The following is a 24,647-nucleotide window of genomic DNA, read 5'->3' on the forward strand; positions in this document are numbered from 1 at the left end:
TTAGGCTAACGGACGACTATTGTCATCGGTTATTATCGTCAGAGTATTTAGATAAGCTAGATTTTAGCTTAAAACGCCTTATTTTGCTAGTGCTAACCATTCTGTCTAACTTATAAGCTATTTAATAGCGATAGGATCTTTATAAGCAAAGTAAAGGCAGCCTATTATGCTGCCTTATTATAAAGCGACTTAATTATGAAGTGACTTGATACTTACTTATAACATGATAAATATAAGCTTTTTAACTGACTGTTATTAAGCAGCTGTAAAGCCTTCAATAGCTATTAGACTTCTATGGAACCAGTCTGACCGTTTGATTGGTCTGCGGGGTTAGCTTAAATTCTTTTAAATCATAACCCTGTTGCTGGGCGATTTGACGGTATTTAGCATAGGTTTCCTGACTTACATTTGGCGAACGAGCCAGCAGCCATAAATATTTTTTATTAGGTGCGCCGACTAACGCAGTTTTATAGTCTTCATCACGTGCTAATATCCAATAATCTGCACGCCCTACAGGTAACCAGCGAATCCATGAAGGTAAAAACGTTACTTTTAGCTTACTGCCAGTAGCGTCAGCTGGTTTGGCTATACCTTCCGCAGTAATACCAGAACCATCTTCAGCTTTGCACTGATTAATAACCTTAATACCTGAACCATCTGTTTTTTCGACATAGGTGGCCGTTACATCGCTGGCACAATTACGCTGGAAATACATCGGTAAGCGACCTATTTCATACCAAGTGCCTGCATACTTTTTGAGATCGACGCTATCCACCGTAGTGGGTGTATTGGCAGACTTATGAATAATGCTACTGGGTTTAATCGCTAGCGTTTCTAGTGAGGTGTTATCATTGGTGGCGGCAGCAGTCGGCGCAGTTACCGGTGGCGAAGCCGCGTAAGCTGAAAATGCTGCTAACGGTATAATAATGGCGAGAGCGATACCTGTATGCTTAATAAGACCATTCATAAATATGCGCTCCGGTATCTCTGTTATGCCTGACTTGGCATTTTCAAAGGAAGTATTGTTATTTGATCTGGATTCATTTTTTTTAGATAAGCTTGTAAGATTGTTAATATGATCTTCTACAATATCGTCTTCCACAAACAGCGACGTTGATGATTCTGGATACGTATCAATATCTGCGTAGCCGCTACTTTGCCTTTCTTTAAGGCTATGAGCTTTTTTATAGGTATTACTCATATAAGAGCTTGCAGTACTATTACTTGCAACACTATTACTCGTGCTGCTACCTTTACTATCGCTGACTTTGAAATTGCTTTTCTTAACCACTGCAGACTCTTTTGATTTTGTAATGCTTTTATATCCATAAGAGCTGGTTTGTATAGACGTGCCTTTCATCAAATGATTCAAGCATTCGTCGTTACACTCCTGATTATTATAGCTAGCGTCATTACTAGCATGACCAACATTACCCACTTGTGACGCACTATCTTTATGTAGATAGTCTTTATGTAGATAATACTTTGGTAGCTGACCAGTCTGCTGATGCGATTGAGAACCGGCTGCCTGAGAATCAGACCATGCTGACTTCGGTAACTTAGTGGTTTTCATAGTGATACCATTAATTAATAGTGATTGTTAGAGATTCTTTATTTATTAGATAAGTACAAGATAATTTTCAAAATCACTTTCACGATAAAAGACGAATGAGTGAAAATTAAACTTTGTTATAATCTTTAAGAGTCGCGGCGATAGATAAATAACTTACCTATACAAAAACTGATTCAGCGACCTTTATTAATTTAATGATTTATATTAATGGCAAAATCACTATCAAAACAGTGTAGCAATGTAGGAAAACGCAACGGTTTGTAAGCAATTCTATATTTAGACAATAAAACGAACACATAATGACTGACTGGGTAAATATATTTAAAATCAAGGATTTATTCTATGCAATTATGCGCTTTTATTCACTGTACAGCTGCTTTATACCCTGAGGTGAGCAGTGTCTACGCCACTTTCTTAGTGTAAGAACGGCTTTAAAAATGGCTTTAAAGACTACTTAAAAAATTGACGAATCCCAGCAACTGCAATACCACCATGTAGCATTGCTTGCTCTTTCATCGCCGGTGACAAACCACCCAAACCAATGACTGGCATATCCGCTAACTCTGCCAACTCTGACCAATCCTCCCAACCAAGTGGCGTCACATCAGGATGGGTTTGAGTGAACAATACAGGCGATAAAAATATAGCGATGACTGGTGAGAGTTGCTGTTGTAGACGCGCGCCAGCCAGCTGATTGGCTGCATCAATGCTATCGGCATTATGACAACTGACTATTAATGGCAAACTTGAAGATATCGTGCCGTTAGATACCTTGTCTTTCTCAGCGCTACTTAGCCATTGCAAGAGTTGCCTATGTGTTAAGTGCCTCGCAACAATTTGGCTGTTCATTGTTGAATTTTCAGTTTTTAAAAGCTGGAAATTTTCCCTATTAGAATCTGGATGATAAGGCACAATTGCTTGGACATAAGGTCGTAAATGCAGCAATTGTGCCGTACTATCCGCACTATCTTCTAAGCCTGCTACTTTAATTCGGACATAAACCCAAGCTTCTTCCGCTAAATGCTCTTTGTGATACGTTAACCACGCTGCCATCGGTTGAGGAGAGGCACTAAAGTGTGCCAATGGATAAGTAATGGCTAGTTGCGCTGGCAATCGTAACCAGTCAAGAATCGTCTTATTGGCGGCTGGTAAATTATAATCGCCTGCTAGTAACTTTGATTTATCTACCCAGCTTAACGCCTGACCTTCTAGACCATGGCTGCAATGTCTATATTGCTCGTATTGTAGCGCTGTCATCTCAATACGATAAACCTGTAGGCAGACTTGCTTATCACCGTAATCGTGGTGCAGTCGTCCAAGCTTAACGGCGATATTACTATTAATATCCATACCTGTCTCTTCGGCAACTTCCCGTATGAGTGCTTGTTTGGCGGTTTCATTGTGCTCTATTTTGCCGCCGACAAACTCATAGCGATTACCTTGATGTTGAGACGCGTCTCTAAACCCAAGCAAATACTGATTGTTATAATGAATAACAGCAACCGCGACATTTATTATTTTTATTGAATCTTTTTTTATGGGCATATTTGTTTGACTTGCCATGATATTTTCCTTTACTAATCAGGTGTTTTATTGCTGCACTTGATTGCTTATATAACAACGGTGTTAGATGAGTTTACACAATCGCCGTAATTTATTTTATTAATTAGCTTGCAAAAGCCATCAATCTAAATGATAATTATTATCGTTAATAGCTTATTGCCTGTTGCTATCTTCTACTTTACTATTTTATCAAAAGGATTTTATTATGAGCATGGTTATCTCTCGCTATTTGAACTGCCGCGAAAACCGCTTGCCTACTTTGCAATCACAGCATCTGTTTGCCTTGACTAAAGAAGTACGTATCGAACACGAAGGTGAAGAATATCGCTTGCGCTTAACGCGTAATAACCGCTTAATTTTAACCAAATAAATCAACTGCCACTGTCACAAAAAAACGCCTTTACTAAAAGGCGTTTTTTATTGGATAAAATTATTAAGCGCTATTTTTCATCAGCGACAATCACAGCAGTGGAAAATATCTCGCTGCACCATTTAGAACTGCCAGCTATAGACCACATCCACCGCATTCTCTGCCGCTGATGTCGCTTCAACATAAATACGACGGGTCAGCTGATAACGTACAGACAAGCTGTTCTGGGCGTTAAAGACACCCACGCCGTAGCGAATATATAAGTCAGGAGTCACATAACCAGTGACGTTGACGTTGGTATCTTCACTACTGCCTGAGGCATCAACGGTCAAGCTTTGGAAGCCAAACGCCTGTCCAATTTGGTTGGTTAGATTGCGTGTACCACTCAGCCCAAAACTCAGACCGGCAGCAGCTAAGTTATTGGTAACCTGAGACTTAAAGCCTTGTTCGCTGATTTGAGTGGCGCTCTTATTATTAATACGACCGGTGATCAAAGCATTCATCGCTTGCTGCTGAGTAAGTCCTGCATTATTAAAGACGATGATATTTGGACTTTCAGTATTGCCTTTGACACGCACACCAACTGTTTTCCCACTAATATTTTTGACCGCTTCAATACTGAGATTAGGCTTCATGACATCACCATTGAAGCGCACTTGACCGTAGTTAAGCTCTAGATTCTGACCAAAGGCGTTAATGTTGGTGCGACGTGATACTTGCACGACACCTTTTGCGCGCATGATGCCCGTACCATTTTGAGTGATATTAATCGCCCCTGCTAGAGGTATGACCGCACCAAAACCGCGGAAATTAATATCATTGCCCAAATCGATACCGATATCAGCATTGATTGACCAAGGTTTTGAGACGGCTAAGACCTCATCAATATTACCAATGAGACGACGGTCTAGCACAACGACGTCTTCGCTTTGAGTAACGATGTCTTCACTGGCTTCTGGCGGACGAATAGTCGCTGACGGCACGCTGACGGCTCCTGTAATATTGACATAACGGTCGCCTGGACGCACGATAATATCGATATCAGGATTGACCTCAGCCACTAATAATGGCGGCTGGGTTAATACCAAACCCTTGCCAATGATACTCAGTTTTGCCTGTAGCTTTTGTTGCCAATCAACGGTGCCAGTGAGCGTTCCAGTACCGGTGCCACTATTAAACTTGCCATCAATAACCGCTTGGGTACCACGAATTTTGGCATTTGCATTCACTTTGGTTAGATTAACCGGCAAACCAAGCATCGCCACACGACCATCAGCCAATTTTACATCACCATAAAACTGCGGCTTGTCTAGCGTACCGCCCAAGCCACCTGCCATCGTAATATTGCCTTCAAGTACCCGCATACCAGGAAAGAAAGGCTTAAAAACGGCCAAATTAAGCTCATTGAGCACAAGCGCCCCTGAGATTGGTTTAGGCGTTTTATAAGGATCAACGATGACTTCTGCATAACCACGAGCACCGCGACCCGTATTGATATCTGAGCGTATTTTGAGACCATTAGGGACTGACACGGCAATGAGCGAGATACGCTTATAAGGTAAGGTAACAGGCGCACTATCCCCATCTTGAATTAAGCCAATTTTACCGTTGTCAGAATATAGCGTGGTATTAATAGTCGGTGGACGTCCGCGTTGCCAGCCAACAATAGCTTTACCATTAATCTTGCCATGCCAATCGATATCTTTGGGTAAGAACGCTGAAAATAGTGACGTATCTATTTTTTGTATGGCTAAATCAACTTGGCCACTTGCTGCGGAAGCGATAAGGTTTTTACGTAAGCATAGCTTGCCTGCTTGGTCAGTTGCCTGCCAGCAATGTGCCGCTAACTGTACTTTTAAATCAGTGCTATTTTTACCTTGTTTTTTGGGTAAATTAACAATCAGTTGCGCAGGCTGTAACTGGTTTAAAGTCGCATATTTAGATTTGACCTGCCCCTTACCAATCACCCCTGACCAGCTGAGTTGATCTCGATTAAAACCGCCTTTGAGCCTAGCAGAAATATCAAGCTCCTCATTAGCCAAATCAAGATCGACCACATGCGACCGCTCAGTACCATTAAAAGTGGCATCCAAGCTTTTAAAACTTTGTCCCGCCGCGTCTAAACCTTTAGCCGTGACGATAAGCTGGCTTGGGCTATTTGCCAAATTGACCAATTTGCCATGAATACGACCTTGACGTAATGTAAAGCCTGGTAGCGAGATACGCTCACCGACCAAGTCGATATATATAGTCGGTAACGCTTGTCCTGCTGGCTGCGATAAGGTAGCACCGCCAGATACTTTACCGGCAAGCTTGTCTGAGAGCTGGTCAAGACTGGTAATGTTAATCTTGGCTTGTAGTTGTTTGGCATTGCCGTTGGCGGTTATATAGTTATCGCCCCAGCGCAGCACCAAATTATCAGCGTTTAAGCTATCAATTAAGGCGTTAACTTGCTTATATTGTGCCTGCGCATCTTGCGTCTGTAAGCGTTTAAAATAGCTTGCCAAGTCTTTTGGCAAATGCATCTTCGCGTTCAAGCTACCTTTGGCACTGAGCGGCCGACCTTTTAACATACCATTCAAGTTAACTTGTTTGATATTGATGATTTGCTGGGTGTCGCTCCAGCGTCCATTTGTGTCTATGGTGCCGGTGATCGTGCTTGGTATGTCTTTGAAGAAATAACCCAAGTTAAAGCGATTCATGACCGCGTCGATATCCCAAGCAATACCTTGACGCACATCAACGGTACCCTTAGCATCGATGCTGCCTGCCGCGCCCACATGACGGAAGCGCTTAATACGAATCAGCTGGGCATCGCCACTGGCATCAATAGTAAGTTTACCTGCTGGCAATTGCTCAGCGTCTAAAACACCATCAAAATTTACAACAAAGTTTTTAAGTTTGCCTGTTGCGTTGGCGTTGTTTTTTGGCGCACTTTGCCACACGCCACTGGTTTTCAAATCACCGGTAATAATGGCGGCATTATTGGGTAAAAAGTAACCCAAATTAAATTTATCAAAGCGACCATCTACGTTCCAGCCAATATCCTGACGTAAGTCAATGACACCATTGGCCTTTACTGCACCTGCTTCGCCGTTGTAATTTAATTTACGAATACGAATAAGATTTGGCGTGCCCGCCGCATCAATCGATAGACGGCCTTTTGGCACATCAGCGGTATCGACTTGACCATCGAAGCGCGCATCAAAGACAGAAAGCTCACCACCAATAATATCGACACTGGCATCACCGCCACCCGTGATACCGATAGCACGGCCATCTTGGGTGGCATCAAGTTGCGCCTGCAAATCCGTATTATTAAAATTAATAATATGACGCTGTCCTTTGACACGGTTTTTAGTGATATTCAGCATGCGCCCGCGCGCGCTGATACGTCCTGTTAGGCGCTCGAGTGGTAAGTCACTGCGATATTTTTTGGGGAGTAAGCCATTGGTGCGCGCATCAATCTGCCATGTTAACGGACGCTTTTTGCTCGCCAGTTGAATTTGCCCAGTTCCTGATAAATCGCCTACCACCCCTTTATAGTTTAGGCGGTTGATATCGATGACATTGCCAGCTTTACGTATACCCACATCGTAGTTGCCTTTAGGAGCAGCATTAAGCTCATTAATAACCGCTTTGCCATCGACAGACAAACGCGAACCACGGACGATGACATTTGCCTGGCCGCTTGGGCTATCAACATTACCGATATTTGGTAATTGACGACGCACTAGATTCTGCCACGTGGCATCAATATACCAAGGCGCGGCTTGCTTAGATTTAGCTAGGGTTTTACCCTGTATTATTTTAGCATTAACATGCTCGCCATCTCGCTGCCGTAAATCAGCATTGAGCTGTAGATTGCCGGTGGTATTTTTTTGTTGATAATGGACGAACAGCTTGCCATTAAGCTTTTGCGGCGCATAGGCTTTAAAATCTGCATAGTCATTAGGAATGGCGCGGCGAATATCAAAATTACGACCGGTTGCCACTACTTTGGCATCAAAGCTGTTTTTCCAATCTAAAATACCTTGCGCAAATAAACGCCCAGCAGGAACGTCGGCATTCAGACTATCAATGCGTAGTTGACTGTTGGCAATGACTGCGCGCCCTTGATAATGTCCTGAAGGAATGTCTTTAGCGGTCAATTCCGTATTGATACGCAAGCGTATCTCAGAGATAACGCCTGATGCCGTCGCTGTACCACTTTTTAGGTGGATATTTTGACTGTCTGCATAGGGGACAAGGATATCATCCCACTGAAGTTTGGCTTGGAACGGTGCGCCATCATCTAGTCCTTGTACAACAATATCACCACTCACATCACTATCATTGTAGCGGCTACGTACCTTGCCTACGGTACGTTTTAGGCTACCAGTTGCTGTGATATTGAGCGGGTCTACGTAGACTTTCTCTAATGCGCTAACTTCAGCAATTGCCGTAAGATCTAGCGGATAGTCGCCTTGCAGATCGATATTACCTTTTAATGCACTGATTTTTACAATATCAGCATAGTGGAGGTCGCCACGACCAACGGTGACTTCACTGCCTACCCATGTTAAATCACGCGCGGTAATATCATGAATGACGATATCATCTCTAGTAAGCTGTTTATAAATAATGGTTTTTACTTTTGCTTGATCAAAACGCAGATTGACCGGCAAACTGAGGGTTTTATAGTCGAAGGCTTCGCCCGTTGGCGGCTTGTTATTGATAATTTCAATGGTTTGTATGTCTGCATCGCGCAAATGTACTTCTTTGGCAAAAACCGCGCGCCAGCCTATTTTGACGTATGCCTTATCTACCAGTACCTCAAGATCATCGGTCGCTCTGATGTCGATATCAGTGACCCAAATACCATCGCGCAGGTTACCGCGACCATACTTAAACCCAATACCCGTTTCCGCACTGATTTTCTCTAAAATAAACTTAGTACCTGATTCAGTACCAGCCGCATACAGAAATATGGCGAACATAATCGCCAGCACGATAAGAATGAGCACCATCAGTTTTAGCAAAAAAGACAGTGGGTACCATCGTCTTACTGCACGGGCATCTCGCTGTGCCGGATCTTCATCCAAAGGCTTATTAGGCGGGGTATTTTTGGTCAACATGACACTCAACTACGTTAAAGAATGATTACCAGCAATCGCTAGAATAAAAACAGCACTGTTTTTGATGTATATATTAGGTCATTAATCTCAAGTATCTAATACTAACGACCTCATATTAAATATTTATAGAGGCGATCCGATAAACAAATGTAACCTAACGGGAATACTCTCCTCTGTTACACCAGCCGCAACATCCACGCGCACAACGCCTACCGGCGACGCCCAGCGGATACCAACACCCACACCAACTTTGGTGTCCGTATCAAAATCTTTGTCATAGGCGTTACCGACATCGGTGAAAAATGCACCGCGAAAGCCCGGTCTAAATTCATAGTTATATTCTGCACTACCAACCGCAAGGATTTGCCCACCCGTCAGATAACCTTTATCAATTGGCGATAAGCTTTCGTAGTCATAACCACGAATACTTTGATCACCACCGGCAAAGAAGCGTAATTTATAAGGCACCTCATAAAAGTCATCTGCCCAAATATAACCCGCATTGACGCTACCAAGTACTTGGTGTTTATCATCCGTACCAAAGCTATAAATACCGCTCACGCCAGCGCGAACGATTGCCAAGTCAGTATCACTCAGTGCTTTTTCAGCACCGGCTTCAATGGCATAATACTGGCGTATGCCGCGAGTAGGATTGGTTGCGCTATCCATATCAGTTTTACTGACGCCATAACCAAATAATAATGCTTGCTGGCGCGGTTTAGAGGAAGAAAAGCGTATAGGAAGATCGTCTATATCTGCCTCATCAACACCCGTTTCTAACTCATCTAAACGGTAGCGAGCAGAGTAGCTACGATTCCAGCCATTTTCACGGCGGATGTTACGCGTTAATGCCGCTTTTAAGGTTTTAGTAGACAAATCAAAAGTGCCTTCACCTTGATCAATGACTTCTTCTTCATAGGTTAAACGTGCCTCTAACTTATCATTTAAAGGATGGTTCCATGGCCGGCTCGCATAAACACCGACATTTTTAGTAATCCTTGAAACTTCTGTTTCCACCCCTGCTTGATAGCCTTTACGGTTGAGCAGATTATAATCTATTTTAGCGGTTGCGCGGACACCGGTATCCGTACCATAACCAAGACCGACTTGGGCATCGCGTGGTTTACTAGCAGAAACAAATACGTATAATGGTACTTTTTTACTCTCTAACACTTCCTGTGGTGTTTTACGTCCTGCCAATATCGGGGGGACAAAGTTTTCGTCAGCCAGTATGTTCTCCTCATCAGGAAATATTTTTTGCGCGATATCACTAATAGTGTCACTGATTTTACCTAAAATACTATTTGATTCTTGGTCTTTTTCGTCTAACACGCGATCATTTGGCAAACGACTTAGGCGCTCCGCTTTTTGTTTAATCGCTTGCAGCTTCTCAACTGTTTCTTCGTCAGCTTCAAACTCAATGGCTGCGATATCAGCAGCGTCGACTTTTTCTCCACTATTGGTGTAAAGAACACCATCATTACCAGTACTGTCATTTTGACTGGTGCCACTAACATCGGAGGCGACATCAAGATCGTCATTTGTCGTATCATTATCACCACTACTATTTGGTGAGTTATCAAATGCTAAAGTGCTGCTTTCAGTGCGCTCATCTGGTGGAAAAATCGACTCAACGTTGACGGTATTAAAATAGCGGGTTGACGACAAATCATTACTAAATTTGGTCACGGCTGGGCGATAAAAAGGATCACCCGCCTTAAAGTCGAGCAATTGCCTTAATAATGATAATTCAACTGGTAGCTTTTCAGGGTCGCGAGTCAGCGTACCCGACTCTTCATCGTAAGTAAAAAATACCACTTCATCAAACTGGTAACGCTCACCGGTATTATAAACCAGCGACACATCAGCGGCGTTATCCGGCAAGATAATATCGACTGATTTATTTAGCCAATATTGGTCGAAATAGCCGTAGGTATTACTGAGTGATTCAAGGGCAGATTTACTGTCTTTATAGACGCGATGATTAAAGATATCGCCCTCTTTTGGCGGCAAGTCTTTCTCTAACGCGGCAAATTCTGCTTGTTCGCTACCTTCACCGCGAATATCAACAATACGGCTATCGACGCGTACCGGTTCACCCAATTTTTCAATAATAACATCGATAGTGTCAGCATTAGGCTGGCGCAAACGCAAGGTCACATCGTAGTAACCAACGGCTTTTGCCGCATCCAATGCAGTCTGACGTAAGCGCGGTAGCGCCGCCGTAAACTCAACGACAGATTGGACAGTGGTCTCATCGAGTGCCGCCTTAATGTTTTTAATCGGCTGCACATCATCATCGGCTTTAATTAACTTTGGTTTCGTATTAGCAGCATTATTGGTTGCATTGTCAGCCGCTGCTTGTTGTAAATAGATCGTTGTTTCTATATGCGGTAGCGTTATCGCGCCAGCATTAAACAAACGATTATAAAGTCGCTTAACGATGTTGCCTTTGTTACGTGCCATTGGTTTGGGCTTTTCGGCTTGCTCAATACTTTCACTCACTGCCTGAGTATCATTTTGATAATCGGGCAAATAATCATCAGGATCAATACCATCTGACAGCGCGTTTTCTCCATTATTTGAACTATTAATATTGGCTAAAATGTCATTATCAACGGCTTGATCAGCGTTGCCGCTACTGACAGAGTCACTGACATTAATGGGACGTGCCATAATTTCAGCGGTCTCTGCACGTTCAGCTGCGCTTTCATTAGTGCCTAATGTCTCTAGATTACTCGGTGTTGGAATATTGGTCGCATCCAAGCCCACATCCAGCCCAATCGGCGGCGTGCTGTCGTCTAAAGTGGCTACAGGCGCATCAAAGTCATTAGTGCTATTACCAGCGTTGCCAATACCTTTTATATCTTGCGCATTCTGCCTGTCCATCGCTGCCAGCTCACGATCAATCTCTTCAGGGGTCATCATCTGATAACCTTGCTGCTGAATCGCTGCGGCTTGTTGTACTAAATCTTCATTAGTATCAGTTGTTTGTATGTTGTCCAAACCATCGATATCATTATTTAAATTATTATCGATACCATTCTTGATATCGTTAAAGCTATCGAAGTCATTCTTATTTGATTGAGTGCCAGCGTTGCTGTTAGTTTTTCCATCTGATTTTTCTGAATCAGGCTTTTTAATGCCTAAGTTTTGCTCGCTATAATCATCCAATACGGACTGCTCAATAATACCTTGGTCGACCGCTTTCTTTAAGCGCAAAGCATCTAAAGCGATATCGAGCTGGCTATCATCAGAAAGCGGTGGTAGCTCAGAAGGTACTTTTGCCGTCGTTGGCTGAGCCGCGAAGGCATTATTTTTGATGAGCTGGCTATTATTAACGGTGCTGCTATTCAAATCAGCAGTGGTAGCAGCAAAAGCGGCTGGCGCGATGCCAAAGCCGACCAAGCTCGTGGTCAAGGCACTAAAAAGCGCTGTGCGGGTAAAACAAAGACGCGAGCTATCAGGTGACATAACCGATAAGTTGCGCGCTTGCGTTGAAGGCTGGTATTTCATATTTATTCCCTATCACCTCACGCGGTACAAGGTTACTAACGATAGCAACTGTTAAGTCTTACCGGTGAATAAACTTATCGCAGTTCACTGAGATTATTTGCTTACGAATTTGCTTGGTATCGTTTGGGCCATGATCGCTTGAGCACTACTTTGAATATTAGCGCCTAAATGATGACCCGCAATAAACTGTGTTGAGTGCTGGCAAATCCTTGCTAGCGCTCGCTCTTTCAGGCTTTTATCCGCTAAAACTTACAAATCATAACTTAGTTAATTATTAAATCATAGCATTGGGCGCATGTATTTTTACCAAAGCCTTGCTATTATACGGCTTAACATTGATAAAACCTATGTCATATTTAGATAAGTTTTTGATAGCGTTGATAATTATCGATATTGCTTATTGATAAATTGACAGCTGCGTTATCTATTTTCCTTCTCATTTATTAGCCGCGACCCATCTGTAGGAATTTTCATGGCCAATCAGTTTCAGTTATTTAAGCGCCGCCGTTTTAGTGCCATGTTTTTTACCCAATTTTTGGGGGCGTTTAACGACAATATTTTTAAGCAAGCGCTGATATTAGTCCTGACCTACACTGCTGCTAGCCAGCTTGGGGTTGAGGTCAGTATTTTGAATAACTTGGCAGCGATGCTGTTTATTTTGCCTTATTTCCTATTTTCAGCGCTCGCAGGACAAATCGCTGATAAGTTTGAAAAGTCTAAACTGACCCGCTTTACCAAGCTGCTCGAGCTGTCAATTATGGTGATTGCGGCAGTGGGCTTTGTATTTGAGTGGTACGCACTATTGTTTGTCGCGTTATTTTTGATGGGCACACAATCTACCTTTTTTGGGCCTATTAAATACGCCTATTTACCACAAGCAATGAAAGAAAATGAATTGGTCGGTGCCAATGGCTTATTTCAAATGGGCACGTCACTGGCTATATTACTCGGTATGATTATTGCTGGCGTCCTAACCCAAGTACCGCAGCCGCTATATTGGATTAGCGTGACGGTATTAGTAGTCGCGATATTAGGTTATTTTGCAGCACGATCTATACCCACCATGCCAGCGATGCAGCCTGACTTAAAGATTAATTGGAATATTTTTACTACCAGTATGTCAGCCGTACGCTACTTATATTCGTTACGGTTTTTATTCTTTGTCATTTTAGGTAATAGCTGGTTCTGGTTTTATGGGGCAACATTTTTGACCCAAACGCCTGAATTTAGCAAAGTTATCTTACACGGTGATGAGTCAGTGGTGATTTTCCTACTGACCTTATTCTCAGTTGGGGTATCCATTGGTTCATTGTTATGTAAAAGATTGACCAGAAATCAGGTCAGCTTACGCCTATTACCCTTTGGCATCGCTGGTCTAAGTATTTTTGCTATCGATTTATACTTTTCATTGTCAGGGTTATCTATTGATGTCAATACGGACACTTTAATAGGCATGAGCGGACTATTTAATATCACTGGTAGCTGGCGCGTCTTTATCGATCTGTTCTTTTTAGGCTTTAGTGGCGGCTTATATATCGTGCCTTTATATGCGTCTATGCAGGCGTATGCGCCCAAGAGTCACCGCGCGCGCATCGTCGGTGCGAATAACATCTTTAATGCGATATTTATGGTCAGCTCAGCGATTTTTTCTATCGTCGTATTAAACAGTTTAGGCATGTCATTACCGCAATTATTTCTAGTCACAGGCTTGCTGAATATTGTCTTTGGGGTGTTTTTATATCTGAAGCTGAATAAGCATATCCAGCATGCAAGTATCCAAATTGATGACAATCAACTTAATAGACATGATTAGAGCGTTGGAAAATTTGAACCAATAGGACTATGACAGATGTCATTATAAGTTGGACGGTCAGCGCATAATTATGATGCCGACAATCTGTATTGTTTGCTATAGTAATGATTTTGAGCAAGTTGTTATCATTGATACGCTTTAAAGTATTGAATAGCAAAATTATATTCTTAGTAAATTTCGTAAATAAAGCCATCAGGAGTGAACCATGGCCCTGCGTCCCTTATCAAAAATCGATCAATTACTGCTTGGAGTAGACAAGGCATTGCGAGCTGTCGTACCGCATTCGAACCCTAGCACCCGTCCATTGCCTGTAAGCAGTGACGAGATTCCTGAGCTGAGTATCACTGAGGCGCGTCATGTTGCAGGATTGATGCGTATCAATCATACTGGCGAAGTATGCGCGCAAGGGCTGTATCACGGGCAAGCATTGACGGCAAAAGATGATAATGTCAAACAAGCTATGCAGCAATCCGCTGAAGAAGAAGTCGACCATTTGGTCTGGTGCGAGACCCGTTTAGATGAGCTTGGCAGCCATCCCAGTATTTTTACGCCATTATGGTACGGCATGTCATTTGGTCTTGGGGCGGTAGCAGGTGCCATCTCTAACGAGTTTAGTTTGGGTTTTGTTGCTGAAACTGAGGCGCAAGTCAGCGAGCATCTACAAGACCACATTGGACAGCTGCCGGTGCAAGATCAGCGCTCAAGAGAAATATTGGCGCAAATGGATATTGAAGAATTGCATCATCGCGAGTTAGCTCTCATCAATGGCGGTGCAGCATTGTCACCACCCGTACGCCATACCATGCGTTGGATGGCCAATCGAATGAAAGCCACAGCTTATCATCTATAACCATCGATATAGCAAGCCATATTCTTCGCTATAAATGATGCAGATAATGGGTCAGTATTTACTTTTAACAATCCTACTACTGATAGCATTGAGAGTAATTTGCTACGGTATTAAAAATTTGTACTATTTTGCCATAACAATTCTATATTATCGCAACAGCACTATTAATCAACGGATTTATTAATAACGACCAAATAAACAAGATAACTATTAAACATAACTATTAAACAAGGTAACGATTTTTATGAAAGCGATCAGCCAACCGAATATCTCTAACAAAGCGCATAAATTTGCGACCTTAACGGCATTAGCTGCCGCATGTGCCATGATGCTATCTGCTCCTGTGAATGCTGCAGAAAACGATACCGCGGCCGCCTCTGCTAACGCCGCAGTCCCTAGCGCAATCGATTCAAGCAAACGCGTGATTCGCCGAGCTCAACCTAACGCGGCCGTCAGCACTCCTCAACCTGATGCGCAGTTAAATGCTGCAGCGCCAAATAATGCACAACAAAGCAATGTTCAACCAAACCGTACACCTTTAAACGCGGCTCAAAACGAGGCTCAGTCGCAAGCCAATCAAGAGCTTGAATTAACAGGCACTACTCGGGTTTATGAGCGCGGACCAATGACTGCAACCGGTATTGATTTGCGCGGTGGTCAGCTGCCAAATATCCCAACACCACAAGTACAGCTGTCAGATATCAGCTTTGTACCTACGATGTTGATACCGCAACAAAAAGGCCTTGGCACCGATAAATTAGACGTCAGCTTATTAGATGACTTTATTAAAGACGTATCACCAAATGCACGCCACTACCCACCAAACTTCCCTAACCGCACCCAACGTCACAACGCTCGTGAAAAAATCAAAGTAATGACGGATTGGATTGAGCCTTATGCCAAATCGCCAAATGCCTCGTATGATGTATTACTTCGTGCGGCTAAGCTGAATGGTATGGGTCGTAACTTGGATTTGGGGTCAGAATATACGGTACGCGGCGGACAATATGTTGATCGTGCTATCAAAGTTAAGCCTGATAGCGGTGAAGCCAACTTTTTATATGGTTTGATGTTGTCAGAAGGTGGCGGTTTTAAAGAAGGACAAAAATATCTCGATAAAGCAGTCAGTCTAGGCTACACCGAAGCAGAGCAAAGTTTGGCACAATCAGATTTGTTAAGTGATCGTCGTGACAAAGCATTAGAGCGTCTACGTCGCCTTGAGCAACAAGTACCTAATAACGCCCTCATTCGTCAACAAATCAAGCTTGTAGAAGATGGCAAATTTTATATTTGGGACATCCCAGCACCAAATGTTAATGTTAAACCAACTATGTAAACATTATCCACTTAAAGATAATGGTTAACGTATAGTTAGCCATCAAAAAGCACTCTCAAATTATAATCATAAATAATTTGAGAGTGTTACTTTAGCGTCTTTTTTATCTTGTCACAAAGGCAATATAAAAAAGACGCTTTTTTCTGCCTAGCATAAGCGCTAAGTAGACCACACCTGTATAACTCCTTACTAAACGATATTTTGAGTATATTTCTTTTATTTTGAACAAACTTTATTCATTTTTATTTAGCAAAAGGTATTAATTAAATTTGGTGGTATTTGAATATAAGGCATCGAATATAATAGTCGAACCACAAAAGTTACGTTACACTCATGCTGATGTAGTAAGCACTTAATTATGCATTTCTGACCATTATTAACTGGAATTACCTATGATTTTTGCTGACCCTGTCAATAATGCGCTGACACCCACCAATAAAAACATCAAGCCTGTTGCCCTATTGGCATTAGTATCAGTAATGGCAGTATTGCCTGCTTGTAGCACCGTTTCTGTCAATAAACAGGCGTCCGCAAAGACCATTTCTGCCCAGCGCAGCAATATTGTTACCGATGACAAGTTAAGTAGTGATACTGCATCGGTCTTACTGTCAGCAGGACTCAATGAGCAAGCCTGTATGCAGCAATTTGAATTGTGCCTAACGCAGCTGAATGACAGCATGCTCAATGAACATTACCGCCCAGCGTTGGCGGTTTTTTCGGAGCTATACTATGCTAAAGCGCGCGAGCTGGCAAAGTCGCAAGACTGCCAAAATGCGCTTGCCCGCCCGCCACTTGATCCTTATTATGCCAACGCGTCATTAGACGATGCTGCTACCAAGGCACAAAAAGAAAAAACTAATAAATGCTTAGTGAGCTATCAAGGACAGCTATTTGACGCCATTAAATCAAGTTATACTTACTTGTTTTATGACAGTTTAGTCCATGATTTTGAAGGAGCGAATAAAGAGAAAGGCAGGACTAAACAGCAAAATCGTATCCCAAGCGATATCGACATCCAAACCCAAGACATCTATAACGCTGCCAGCAATGACGTCATTACCCAGCTATATCAACCGGAAGGTGGCACCAATAGAATGATGGGTGATATAAAAGTGGAGTATCTACCAACCACGGCGACTAGCAGCGATAGTAGTGAGCAAGCAGCAATTGCTAATCGAACGCCACTTAGCGGCAAGCCTACCGATCAAGTCAAAGTAATGAAGGTAAAACTAGACAATTATAACCTTAATGTCTATTTGCCCAACGAAAACAACTATCTAAAAAATGCCAATCAACAAACCTCAGCGCTTGCTGATTTGGTCTCAACTTACGAGCTGCGCCTGTCTGGACTCAACTCAATCAGCAAACGACCAGGATTGGGTATCAGCTTGGTTGCTTCATTGGACGATCGCTACACTACCACTATCCGTCAGTTATTGGTATCCTCGCTATCAGGTCGACTAAATAAAGAAGGTAATAATGGCAGTGTAGATAACAATACACGAGACAAGGCACAGGAAAGTGACGCTCGCTCACGCATTTATCCGACTGGACATTTATTGATGACGGGGCTGATTAAGCCAACTGGCGATAGCGTGCTCGGCACCCTCAGTAGTGAGCAGCTAGATATACATCTGTACAATCCTTACCGCAGTGAGAGCGCCAATATTTTAGGCGATGATTATCCACTTGCAGCCAACTTCTCTGCCGGTTATGGATTATGGCTGGCAGAAAACCAGCTCGATGGCGTCGGCTATTTAAACCTCATTACCCGCCAAAAAGAAGCCAGTCTGCCAAAACTCTTTATGCTCGAGCCTTATGATCCCGATAAACGAGTGATTATTATGCTGCATGGTTTGGCCTCGAGTCCGGCAACTTGGGTCAACTTAACCAACGATATTTTTAATGATGATAAGTTGCGTAATAACTATCAAGTATGGCAAATATTTTATCCAACCAACTTACCTATTTTAGAAAATCGCTATCAAATCCAAAAGTTAATCAATACGACTTATCAGCAAACGGACCCTAAAGGGCAAAACCTCTCCAGCAAAAACAGCGTCATTATCAGCCATAGTATGGGCGGTATCATTGCTCGTATGATGCTGTCTGATGATAGTTTGGCAAACAATTTGGATGCATTAGACGACAAGGATTTACTGGCCAACAGCAGCCAACGTCAGGTCGATGCGATGCTAAAACAAGCGCTTACTAATAAAGAGCTGCGTAACCGGTTTGAGTTAAGCGCCCTACCGCAAGTCGACACAGCGGTATTCTTATCCTCGCCTTTCCAAGGTACTGACTATGCCGATCGTTGGTTTACTCGCGCTTTACGCCGCATTATTTATCTCCCCGTTGGTTTGGTAAAAACCGTCACGGACAATTTAGCGACTATTGCCATCCAAGGTGACTTGGCACAAAACCCTTTCGGTGCGCTATATTTGCAAAATGGTGCCAGTCAATTAAGTGATAAATCTTCTTTTATTCAATTAACGAAAGACATCAGTATTAATAAGCGTATTACGTATCATTCGATAATCGCCAATAACGATGCCGATATCACTAAAGGTCTTGCAGAGATGCAACCAGCGGGTGTCAAACTTGATTTATCGCAAGAAATTACAGAGGATGACGATAGTGCAATCGAAGCTACCGATACAAGTAATACAGATAATGCAGGCGCTGATACAGATAAGTTGTCGAGTAAAGCGCTTGTCGCCGCCGTCACAGTCGATGGAGAGATTGGCCAAGCATTAACCTCACGTCTATCAGATGGTATCGTGCCCTATACCAGCGCTCATCTTGATGGTGCAGCGTCGGAGACCGTCATCAATGGCGGTCATAGTATTCAAGAGAATCCACAAACGATTCTTACCCTGCGCCGTATTTTGCATCAGCAGTTAAAACATTAGCGAAAATTTTTCTTCTAACAATGTTTTTTACAATGCGTATCGAATAACTGTTATTAGAAAATGTTATTTTAGATTACTATTACGTATCTATTGATAACCTTACTTAAACAATGGCTTTTTTAAAAATAACATTGTTGATAAATTATGACTAATAGGTGTGTATTAAGAAGCTCCCCTAACTTGCGTGTACGCATGGTCAGGCGCATAATACTGGAATAGTAGATATTATTAACACTGTCATAGAATGCATATTTAATAGTTTATAAGGACATAAATTATTTAATTTAACTAAATAGTGCTGATTAAAACTACCTTGGTTAAAATGTCATCTAAACGACAGTAATAGCTAAATAACACTTAGCCATTGTCCCTAGCAATTATCGTCCTGATTAATGGACCGTTACGGACAGTTACTTCAGCGTATCATGGAAGCTAGCGCTATTCAGCTAACAGATAAGGGTAACCGTTTATGTTCGCTACATTTATGATCAGTCAGCTTGATGCGCTGATGCTCGCGCGAATTCAATTTGCTTTTGTTATTTCATGGCATATTGTCTTTCCGGCTTTCTCCATCGGACTTGCCAGCTTTCTAACTGTCTTAGAGTTCCGCTGGCTTAAAACCGGCGAGCCTATTTATGCAGAAGTTTATAAGCACTGGGTAAAAATATTTGCCGTAGTGTTTGGGATGGGTGTGGTATCGGGTGTGGTGATGTCCTACCAATTCGGTACCAACTGGGCGGTATTCTCTGATAAAGCAGGGAACGTCATAGGTCCACTACTCGCCTATGAAGTATTAACCGCCTTTTTCTTAGAAGCGTCGTTCTTAGGAATCATGCTCTTTGGTTGGGGCCGCGTTAGTAAACGCATGCACTTTGCCTCTACGGCGATTGTCGCTATCGGTACGCTGATATCGGGTTTTTGGATTTTGGCTGCCAACAGTTTTATGCAGACGCCACAAGGTTTTATGGTTGGCGCAGATGGTCTACTTTATCCGACTAATTGGTTAGAAATCATTTTTAACCCCTCATTCCCTTACCGCTATGCGCATATGATGACCGCAGCCTTTTTGACCACTGCTTTTGTGATCGGTGGTATTGGCGCTTATTATTTGCAATCAAAAAAACATATCGAACATCGCAAACATGGTCGTGTCATGCTCGGTATGGCAATGGTGATGGCCATTTTTGTCGCGCCAGCACAGGTACTTATCGGTGATATGCATGGTCTAAACACTTTAGAGCATCAACCAGTTAAAGTAGCGGCGATGGAAGGTCTGTGGGAAAATGAGCGCGGTGCGCCCTTGGTTTTATTTGGCATTCCAGATCAAAAAGCAGAAAAAAACCATTATGAAATTAAAATTCCTTATGTCTCGGGTTTAATTTTAACCCACTCATTAGACGGCGAAGTTAAAGGGCTTAAAAACTGGGCACCAGAAGACCGACCGTACGTTCCCATTGTTTTTTGGTCATTCCGCGTCATGGTTGCTATTGGTACATTAATGGTAATTGTAGGTCTATTTAGTCTTTATAAATACTTTAAAAAACAACAATTCGATCCTGAAAGTAAATGGTTCCACCGTGCTTGGATGATGATGACGCCACTTGGTTTTATCGCCCTACTTGCAGGTTGGTTTGTTACCGAAACCGGTCGTCAGCCATGGACAGTATATGGGGTTATTCGTACTGCTGAGAGCATGTCTCCGGTTGCTGCCCAACAAGTCGCAACGACGCTGATTGGCTTCATTGTCCTATATATCATCGTATTTGGCGCAGGTAGCCTTTACATTCTTCGTTTAATCGCTGAAGGTCCTAAACCTTATGAGGACCCTGCTGATGATAATTTCTATGAGCACTCAATCACTGAAGGTCAAGGTCGCACGTTAAGTGGTGATAGTAACGCCAGTGATAACATGGAACAAAACTCATCTGAAAACAGTTCAGATAAAGATTTTGATAAGCCTGCCGATGACGTCGATGACGGAGGATTACGCTAATGTTTAACTTTGGTGATGTATTAGATTTACCCCTCATTTGGGGCGGTTTAATCGCTTTAGCAGTCTTCATCTATGTATTACTCGATGGCTTTGATTTGGGCTGCGGTATCTTATTCCCGTTTGCTGGCTCTGATAAAAACCGTAGCCGCATGATGAACTCTATCGCTCCTTTTTGGGATGGTAATGAGACGTGGCTAGTCTTGGGCGGCGGCGGCTTGTTTGCCGCATTCCCAGTTGCTTATGGCATCATTATGACCGGTCTTTATCTGCCCGTCACCTTTATGCTATTTGGTCTTATCATGCGTGGCGTGGCGTTTGAATTTCGTTTCAAAGCCACTTCACACCGTTATGTATGGGATTATTTCTTTTTTATCGGTTCTGTCGTTGCAACCTTCTTCCAAGGAATTATGCTCGGTGCTTTAGTTCAAGGATTAGAGGCGAGCAATCGCTTATATACTGGTGGTCCTTTTGATTGGTTCACGCTGTTTTCTATCGCTTGTGGTATTGCACTCATGATCGGTTATGCGCTACTCGGTTCAACGTGGCTGATTATCAAAACTGAGCATAAGCTACAAATATGGGCACGTAAAGTATCTGGTTGGATGTTGTCTGCATTGATTGTAGCAATGATTGTAGTAACGATGTTCATGTACTTCTCAGATATCAAAGCGCTTGAAGGCTGGTTTAGTTTCCCAGGTCTATTATATCTTGCACCGATGCCAATTATCGTCGTGCTATTATTTTTCTTGATGCGCAAAGATTTGACATCAGAGCGTGAATATCGCCCGTTCTTATTAACGGTAGCACTATTTTTAATGGGTTATATTGGCGTATGTTTTGCTATCTTCCCGTATATCGTCCCGTATCAAATGACTATTTATGAGGCTGCTGCGGCTGATACCTCACTATCATTTATGTTAATTGGTGCCGGCATCATGCTACCGATTATCCTCAGTTATACCGCTTTTGCCTATTATACGTTTAAAGGTAAAACCGATCATGAGCATATGTATTAAGCAGCATTTTATATCCTAAGCTTTCAGGAGAATACTTTTTAGGAGAGTATTATGAAAAATCTTAGTAAAAAGCAGTCGCAATGGGCATGGTTTATTGGCTTATATATCGCAGGTTTTTTGACTATTTTTATCATTGCGCAGCTGATTAAATTGGCAATGGGCGTGTAAGTATTTATCTATCCAGTTAGCCATTAATAAAAAAACCGCCGCCCTAATAACATTAGGGCGGCGGTTTTTTTTAGCTATTACTATAAATCTGGAATAGTGTAACGAATAAATACTATTTAAGCACCGCGATGTGCGCCTGTACCTTTAGTTTCAATAAACTCGTTTACCTGCTCTAAACGCTCAGGCGTACCCACGTCTACCCAATTATCCATAATTACTTCTGCGGTCACTTGGAACTTTATCATAGCCAGTTTAAGTAGTGGTGCCAGTGCCGCTGGTTGACCTGATACCAAACCATCGACCACTCTAGGTGACATGACGCTAATACCTGCAAAAGTATATTTATCAGCATCGCCGATCGCTTGCTCACTAGCCAAGCCATTGTTGATAGCAAAATCGCCAGCATTATTATGCTCTGGATTATCAATCAATAATAAGTGCGCTCTTTGGTCAGCACCCAGCTTATAGTTTTGCAACTGGGAAAAATCATAGGTCGTCCAGACATCAGAGTTGACTAAGATAAATGGCGCATCTTGTAGTTTTCCAGTCTGTAGTGCTTGAAAAACACCACCGGCCGTCTCTAATGGCTCATCATTTTCAAGCGACCAATGCAACTGCACGCCAAATTGCGAGCCGTCACCTAACGTATCCATCAGTTTTTCTGCAAGCCAAGACGCATTAACTGTAATATCCGTGATACCAGCCGCTTGTAGCGCTTTGATGTGCCAGACAATGAGCGGCTGCCCGCCAACTTCTACTAAGGGCTTAGGTGTTTCAAGTGTCAACGGACGCAGGCGCGTGCCCTTACCCGCTGCCAAAATCATTGCTTGCGTTATTGCGGACATAACCGCTCCTTTTTCTTATTTTTATCACATTAAAAATTAAGATGAAAACTATCGATACTTTATAACAACCTATCAAATGACGTTCATTAAATGTATTGCTGCACAAACTTACTCTGATATGCGGGCAGTACCGTATCTCTCAACCATTCATTAAAAGGTGCAACCCTTTGTTGCATAGGATGGCTACCATACTCTTCAAGCCATTCCAGCTCAAAAATTAAATCACGCATCACCTTAGGAATATCGGCCAAATAGCGATTTTTACCATCGCGCTCATAAAGCCTGATAAAGATGCCTAACACCTTTAGATGTCGCTGTACGCCCATCACATTCACATCACTCTCAAACTGTTCTGCACTGTTTGCCGTCTCGAGCCCAGCTTGCTGCTGCAATTGCCAAAAATCATGGATCCAACGACTCACTTGATGCTCTGACCAATCGACATAAGCATCACGGAGCAGTGACACCAAATCATAACTATAAGCACCAATCACAGCATCTTGAAAATCAATCACCCCTAAATGCGTTTTATCCGCCTGATCTTGCATTAAATTACGGCTGTGGTAATCACGATGGACGATTACTTGTGGCTGCAATAAAATCTCATTTATTAAGGCTGTTTTTAGATTTTCCCATAACGTTTTATTAAGCGCTACACCGATATGAGGAATAAACCAATCGCTAAATAAATCCATCTCACGGGTCAATAGTGCCGTATCATAGTCTGGCAATTGGTAATCTGATTTTGCCGTCGCGACTGGCATCGTTTGTAGCGCGATTAACGTATGCATCGCCAATTGATAGTAATCGTTAATCTGTGCAGGGGTCGCATCAACGAGTAAATGCGCAAACTCTACCGTACCAAAATCTTGTAATACCAAAAATCCCTTTGTCACATCTTGGGCTACCAGCGTTGGTACATTGATAGCCGCTGACATCAACTTTGCCACATTGATAAACTGCTGCAAAGCATCTTGTTCATCAGCAGAATCCATGACAATATAGCGCGCTGTTTTTGTCGCATTATTCTCATCATTATCCAATAATTGGATACGGTGATATTGGCGCGCGCTAGCATCACCAGGCAGGCTATCGAGAATAAACTTTTGCTCTATAAATACTTGCTGTAACCAGGTTTCTAGCTGCTGCTGGCGAGTATTTGTAACAGGTACGGTCGGCTCTAACATTGTTTTATCGATCATAGTTTTATCGGTCATAAAAGGCATCGCAGGTTAAATATAAATCGTAAATAACTAAATTAGTGATAAGTGTGGCAAATACTTGCTAAAATAGTGAGCACTTAACCCACAATAGCATCTGTCTTAAATCTATTGATGCATTAGGCAATATTTGCGGCTCACTACAAATTCAGCCTCTCTCTCAAGAATGGCTTGGTTATCTGATAAATTTTGACAATTTGATAATTAGTGTAGCTGATTTGATTTTTTTTGACTATGATTAGTCGTCATTATATGTAAAACGTCCCAGATTTTAAGATTATATTATTTATTATTCATTTTTTAAGCGCCAAATATAGCTGAAATATGGTCAATAGACCAAATGTCGCAATCCAAT

General features: G+C 42.4%; 14 protein-coding genes. 8 read left to right on the plus strand and 6 right to left on the minus strand.

From position 1 onward, the window contains the following. Window positions 1-292: 292 nt before the first annotated feature. Together EPB74_RS05680 and EPB74_RS05685 are read right to left on the minus strand one after the other, a co-directional pair. Window positions 293-1,573, minus strand: coding sequence for a lipocalin family protein (locus EPB74_RS05680; RefSeq protein ID WP_274903272.1), 1,281 nt, complete (start codon window positions 1,571-1,573; stop codon window positions 293-295). A 450-nt stretch (window positions 1,574-2,023) separates the two neighbouring features. Beyond that, window positions 2,024-3,136: an NUDIX domain-containing protein gene (locus EPB74_RS05685; RefSeq protein WP_274903273.1), complete on the minus strand. Its 1,113-nt coding sequence runs from the start codon at window positions 3,134-3,136 to the stop codon at window positions 2,024-2,026. Window positions 3,137-3,347: 211 nt separating this feature from the next. Here EPB74_RS05685 and hemP point away from each other — a divergent pair, with 211 nt between their 5' ends. Continuing rightward, entirely contained in the window at window positions 3,348-3,506 is a 159-nt protein-coding gene (gene hemP, locus EPB74_RS05690; protein ID WP_227672156.1) for a hemin uptake protein HemP, read from the plus strand. Window positions 3,507-3,628: 122 nt separating this feature from the next. On the opposite strand, the gene EPB74_RS05695 is transcribed toward hemP, so the two are convergent. Then, window positions 3,629-8,623 (minus strand): translocation/assembly module TamB domain-containing protein, encoded by a 4,995-nt coding sequence (locus EPB74_RS05695; RefSeq protein ID WP_274903274.1) that lies wholly within the window; start codon window positions 8,621-8,623, stop codon window positions 3,629-3,631. A 123-nt stretch (window positions 8,624-8,746) separates the two neighbouring features. After that, the gene (locus EPB74_RS05700; RefSeq protein WP_274903275.1) at window positions 8,747-12,139 is read right to left on the minus strand and encodes an autotransporter assembly complex protein TamA; all 3,393 of its coding nucleotides are present in this window, start codon (window positions 12,137-12,139) and stop codon (window positions 8,747-8,749) included. A gap of 472 nt (window positions 12,140-12,611) precedes the next feature. On the opposite strand from EPB74_RS05700, the gene EPB74_RS05705 reads away from it, so the two are divergent. The 7 genes from EPB74_RS05705 to EPB74_RS13435 all read left to right on the plus strand — a co-directional run bounded on the left by EPB74_RS05705 (window position 12,612) and on the right by EPB74_RS13435 (window position 22,227). Beyond that, complete coding sequence (locus tag EPB74_RS05705) at window positions 12,612-13,952, plus strand: MFS transporter (protein ID WP_274903276.1); 1,341 nt, start codon at window positions 12,612-12,614, stop codon at window positions 13,950-13,952. A gap of 211 nt (window positions 13,953-14,163) precedes the next feature. Continuing rightward, on the plus strand, window positions 14,164-14,802 hold the full coding sequence (gene coq7 / locus EPB74_RS05710; RefSeq protein WP_254423036.1) for a 2-polyprenyl-3-methyl-6-methoxy-1,4-benzoquinone monooxygenase: 639 nt from the start codon (window positions 14,164-14,166) through the stop codon (window positions 14,800-14,802). Between the two features lie 244 nt (window positions 14,803-15,046). Next, window positions 15,047-16,138 carry a tetratricopeptide repeat protein gene (locus EPB74_RS05715; RefSeq protein WP_274903277.1) on the plus strand — a complete coding sequence of 364 codons (1,092 nt, stop codon included), beginning with the start codon at window positions 15,047-15,049 and terminating at the stop codon, window positions 16,136-16,138. A 392-nt stretch (window positions 16,139-16,530) separates the two neighbouring features. Further along, a complete protein-coding gene (locus tag EPB74_RS05720; RefSeq protein WP_274903278.1) occupies window positions 16,531-19,050 on the plus strand; it encodes an esterase/lipase family protein in 2,520 nt (839 codons plus the stop codon). 469 nt (window positions 19,051-19,519) lie between these two features. Next, window positions 19,520-21,043 (plus strand): cytochrome ubiquinol oxidase subunit I, encoded by a 1,524-nt coding sequence (locus EPB74_RS05725; protein WP_446740022.1) that lies wholly within the window; start codon window positions 19,520-19,522, stop codon window positions 21,041-21,043. Next, window positions 21,043-22,059 (plus strand): cytochrome d ubiquinol oxidase subunit II, encoded by a 1,017-nt coding sequence (gene cydB, locus EPB74_RS05730; RefSeq protein WP_274903279.1) that lies wholly within the window; start codon window positions 21,043-21,045, stop codon window positions 22,057-22,059. Before EPB74_RS05725 ends, cydB begins: the two co-directional genes overlap by 1 nt. A 51-nt stretch (window positions 22,060-22,110) precedes the next feature. Continuing rightward, window positions 22,111-22,227, plus strand: a complete 117-nt coding sequence (locus EPB74_RS13435; RefSeq protein ID WP_413520005.1) for a DUF2474 domain-containing protein — start codon at window positions 22,111-22,113, stop codon at window positions 22,225-22,227. A 116-nt stretch (window positions 22,228-22,343) separates the two neighbouring features. Here the strand turns inward: EPB74_RS13435 and murU are convergent, their stop codons facing one another. After that, complete coding sequence (gene murU, locus EPB74_RS05735; protein WP_274903280.1) at window positions 22,344-23,072, minus strand: N-acetylmuramate alpha-1-phosphate uridylyltransferase MurU; 729 nt, start codon at window positions 23,070-23,072, stop codon at window positions 22,344-22,346. An 86-nt stretch (window positions 23,073-23,158) separates the two neighbouring features. Next, window positions 23,159-24,298, minus strand: a complete 1,140-nt coding sequence (locus EPB74_RS05740) for an aminoglycoside phosphotransferase family protein (RefSeq protein WP_446740023.1) — start codon at window positions 24,296-24,298, stop codon at window positions 23,159-23,161. Between the last annotated feature and the right edge of the window lie 349 nt (window positions 24,299-24,647).

Origin of the sequence: Psychrobacter sp. DAB_AL62B, from assembly GCF_028895345.1 — a bacterium.
Taxonomy (GTDB): domain Bacteria; phylum Pseudomonadota; class Gammaproteobacteria; order Pseudomonadales; family Moraxellaceae; genus Psychrobacter.

Excerpts from the sequence above, each read along its gene's own strand:
- EPB74_RS05680 (WP_274903272.1), bottom strand. The coding sequence starts at position 1,573 with ATGAAAACCACTAAGTTACCGAAGTCAGCATGGTCTGATTCTCAGGCA.
- EPB74_RS05685 (WP_274903273.1), bottom strand. The coding sequence starts at position 3,136 with ATGGCAAGTCAAACAAATATGCCCATAAAAAAAGATTCAATAAAAATA.
- hemP (WP_227672156.1), top strand. The coding sequence starts at position 3,348 with ATGGTTATCTCTCGCTATTTGAACTGCCGCGAAAACCGCTTGCCTACT.
- EPB74_RS05695 (WP_274903274.1), bottom strand. The coding sequence starts at position 8,623 with ATGTTGACCAAAAATACCCCGCCTAATAAGCCTTTGGATGAAGATCCG.
- EPB74_RS05700 (WP_274903275.1), bottom strand. The coding sequence starts at position 12,139 with ATGAAATACCAGCCTTCAACGCAAGCGCGCAACTTATCGGTTATGTCA.
- EPB74_RS05705 (WP_274903276.1), top strand. The coding sequence starts at position 12,612 with ATGGCCAATCAGTTTCAGTTATTTAAGCGCCGCCGTTTTAGTGCCATG.
- EPB74_RS05715 (WP_274903277.1), top strand. The coding sequence starts at position 15,047 with ATGAAAGCGATCAGCCAACCGAATATCTCTAACAAAGCGCATAAATTT.
- EPB74_RS05720 (WP_274903278.1), top strand. The coding sequence starts at position 16,531 with ATGATTTTTGCTGACCCTGTCAATAATGCGCTGACACCCACCAATAAA.
- EPB74_RS05725 (WP_446740022.1), top strand. The coding sequence starts at position 19,520 with ATGTTCGCTACATTTATGATCAGTCAGCTTGATGCGCTGATGCTCGCG.
- cydB (WP_274903279.1), top strand. The coding sequence starts at position 21,043 with ATGTTTAACTTTGGTGATGTATTAGATTTACCCCTCATTTGGGGCGGT.
- EPB74_RS13435 (WP_413520005.1), top strand. The coding sequence starts at position 22,111 with ATGAAAAATCTTAGTAAAAAGCAGTCGCAATGGGCATGGTTTATTGGC.
- murU (WP_274903280.1), bottom strand. The coding sequence starts at position 23,072 with ATGTCCGCAATAACGCAAGCAATGATTTTGGCAGCGGGTAAGGGCACG.
- EPB74_RS05740 (WP_446740023.1), bottom strand. The coding sequence starts at position 24,298 with ATGCCTTTTATGACCGATAAAACTATGATCGATAAAACAATGTTAGAG.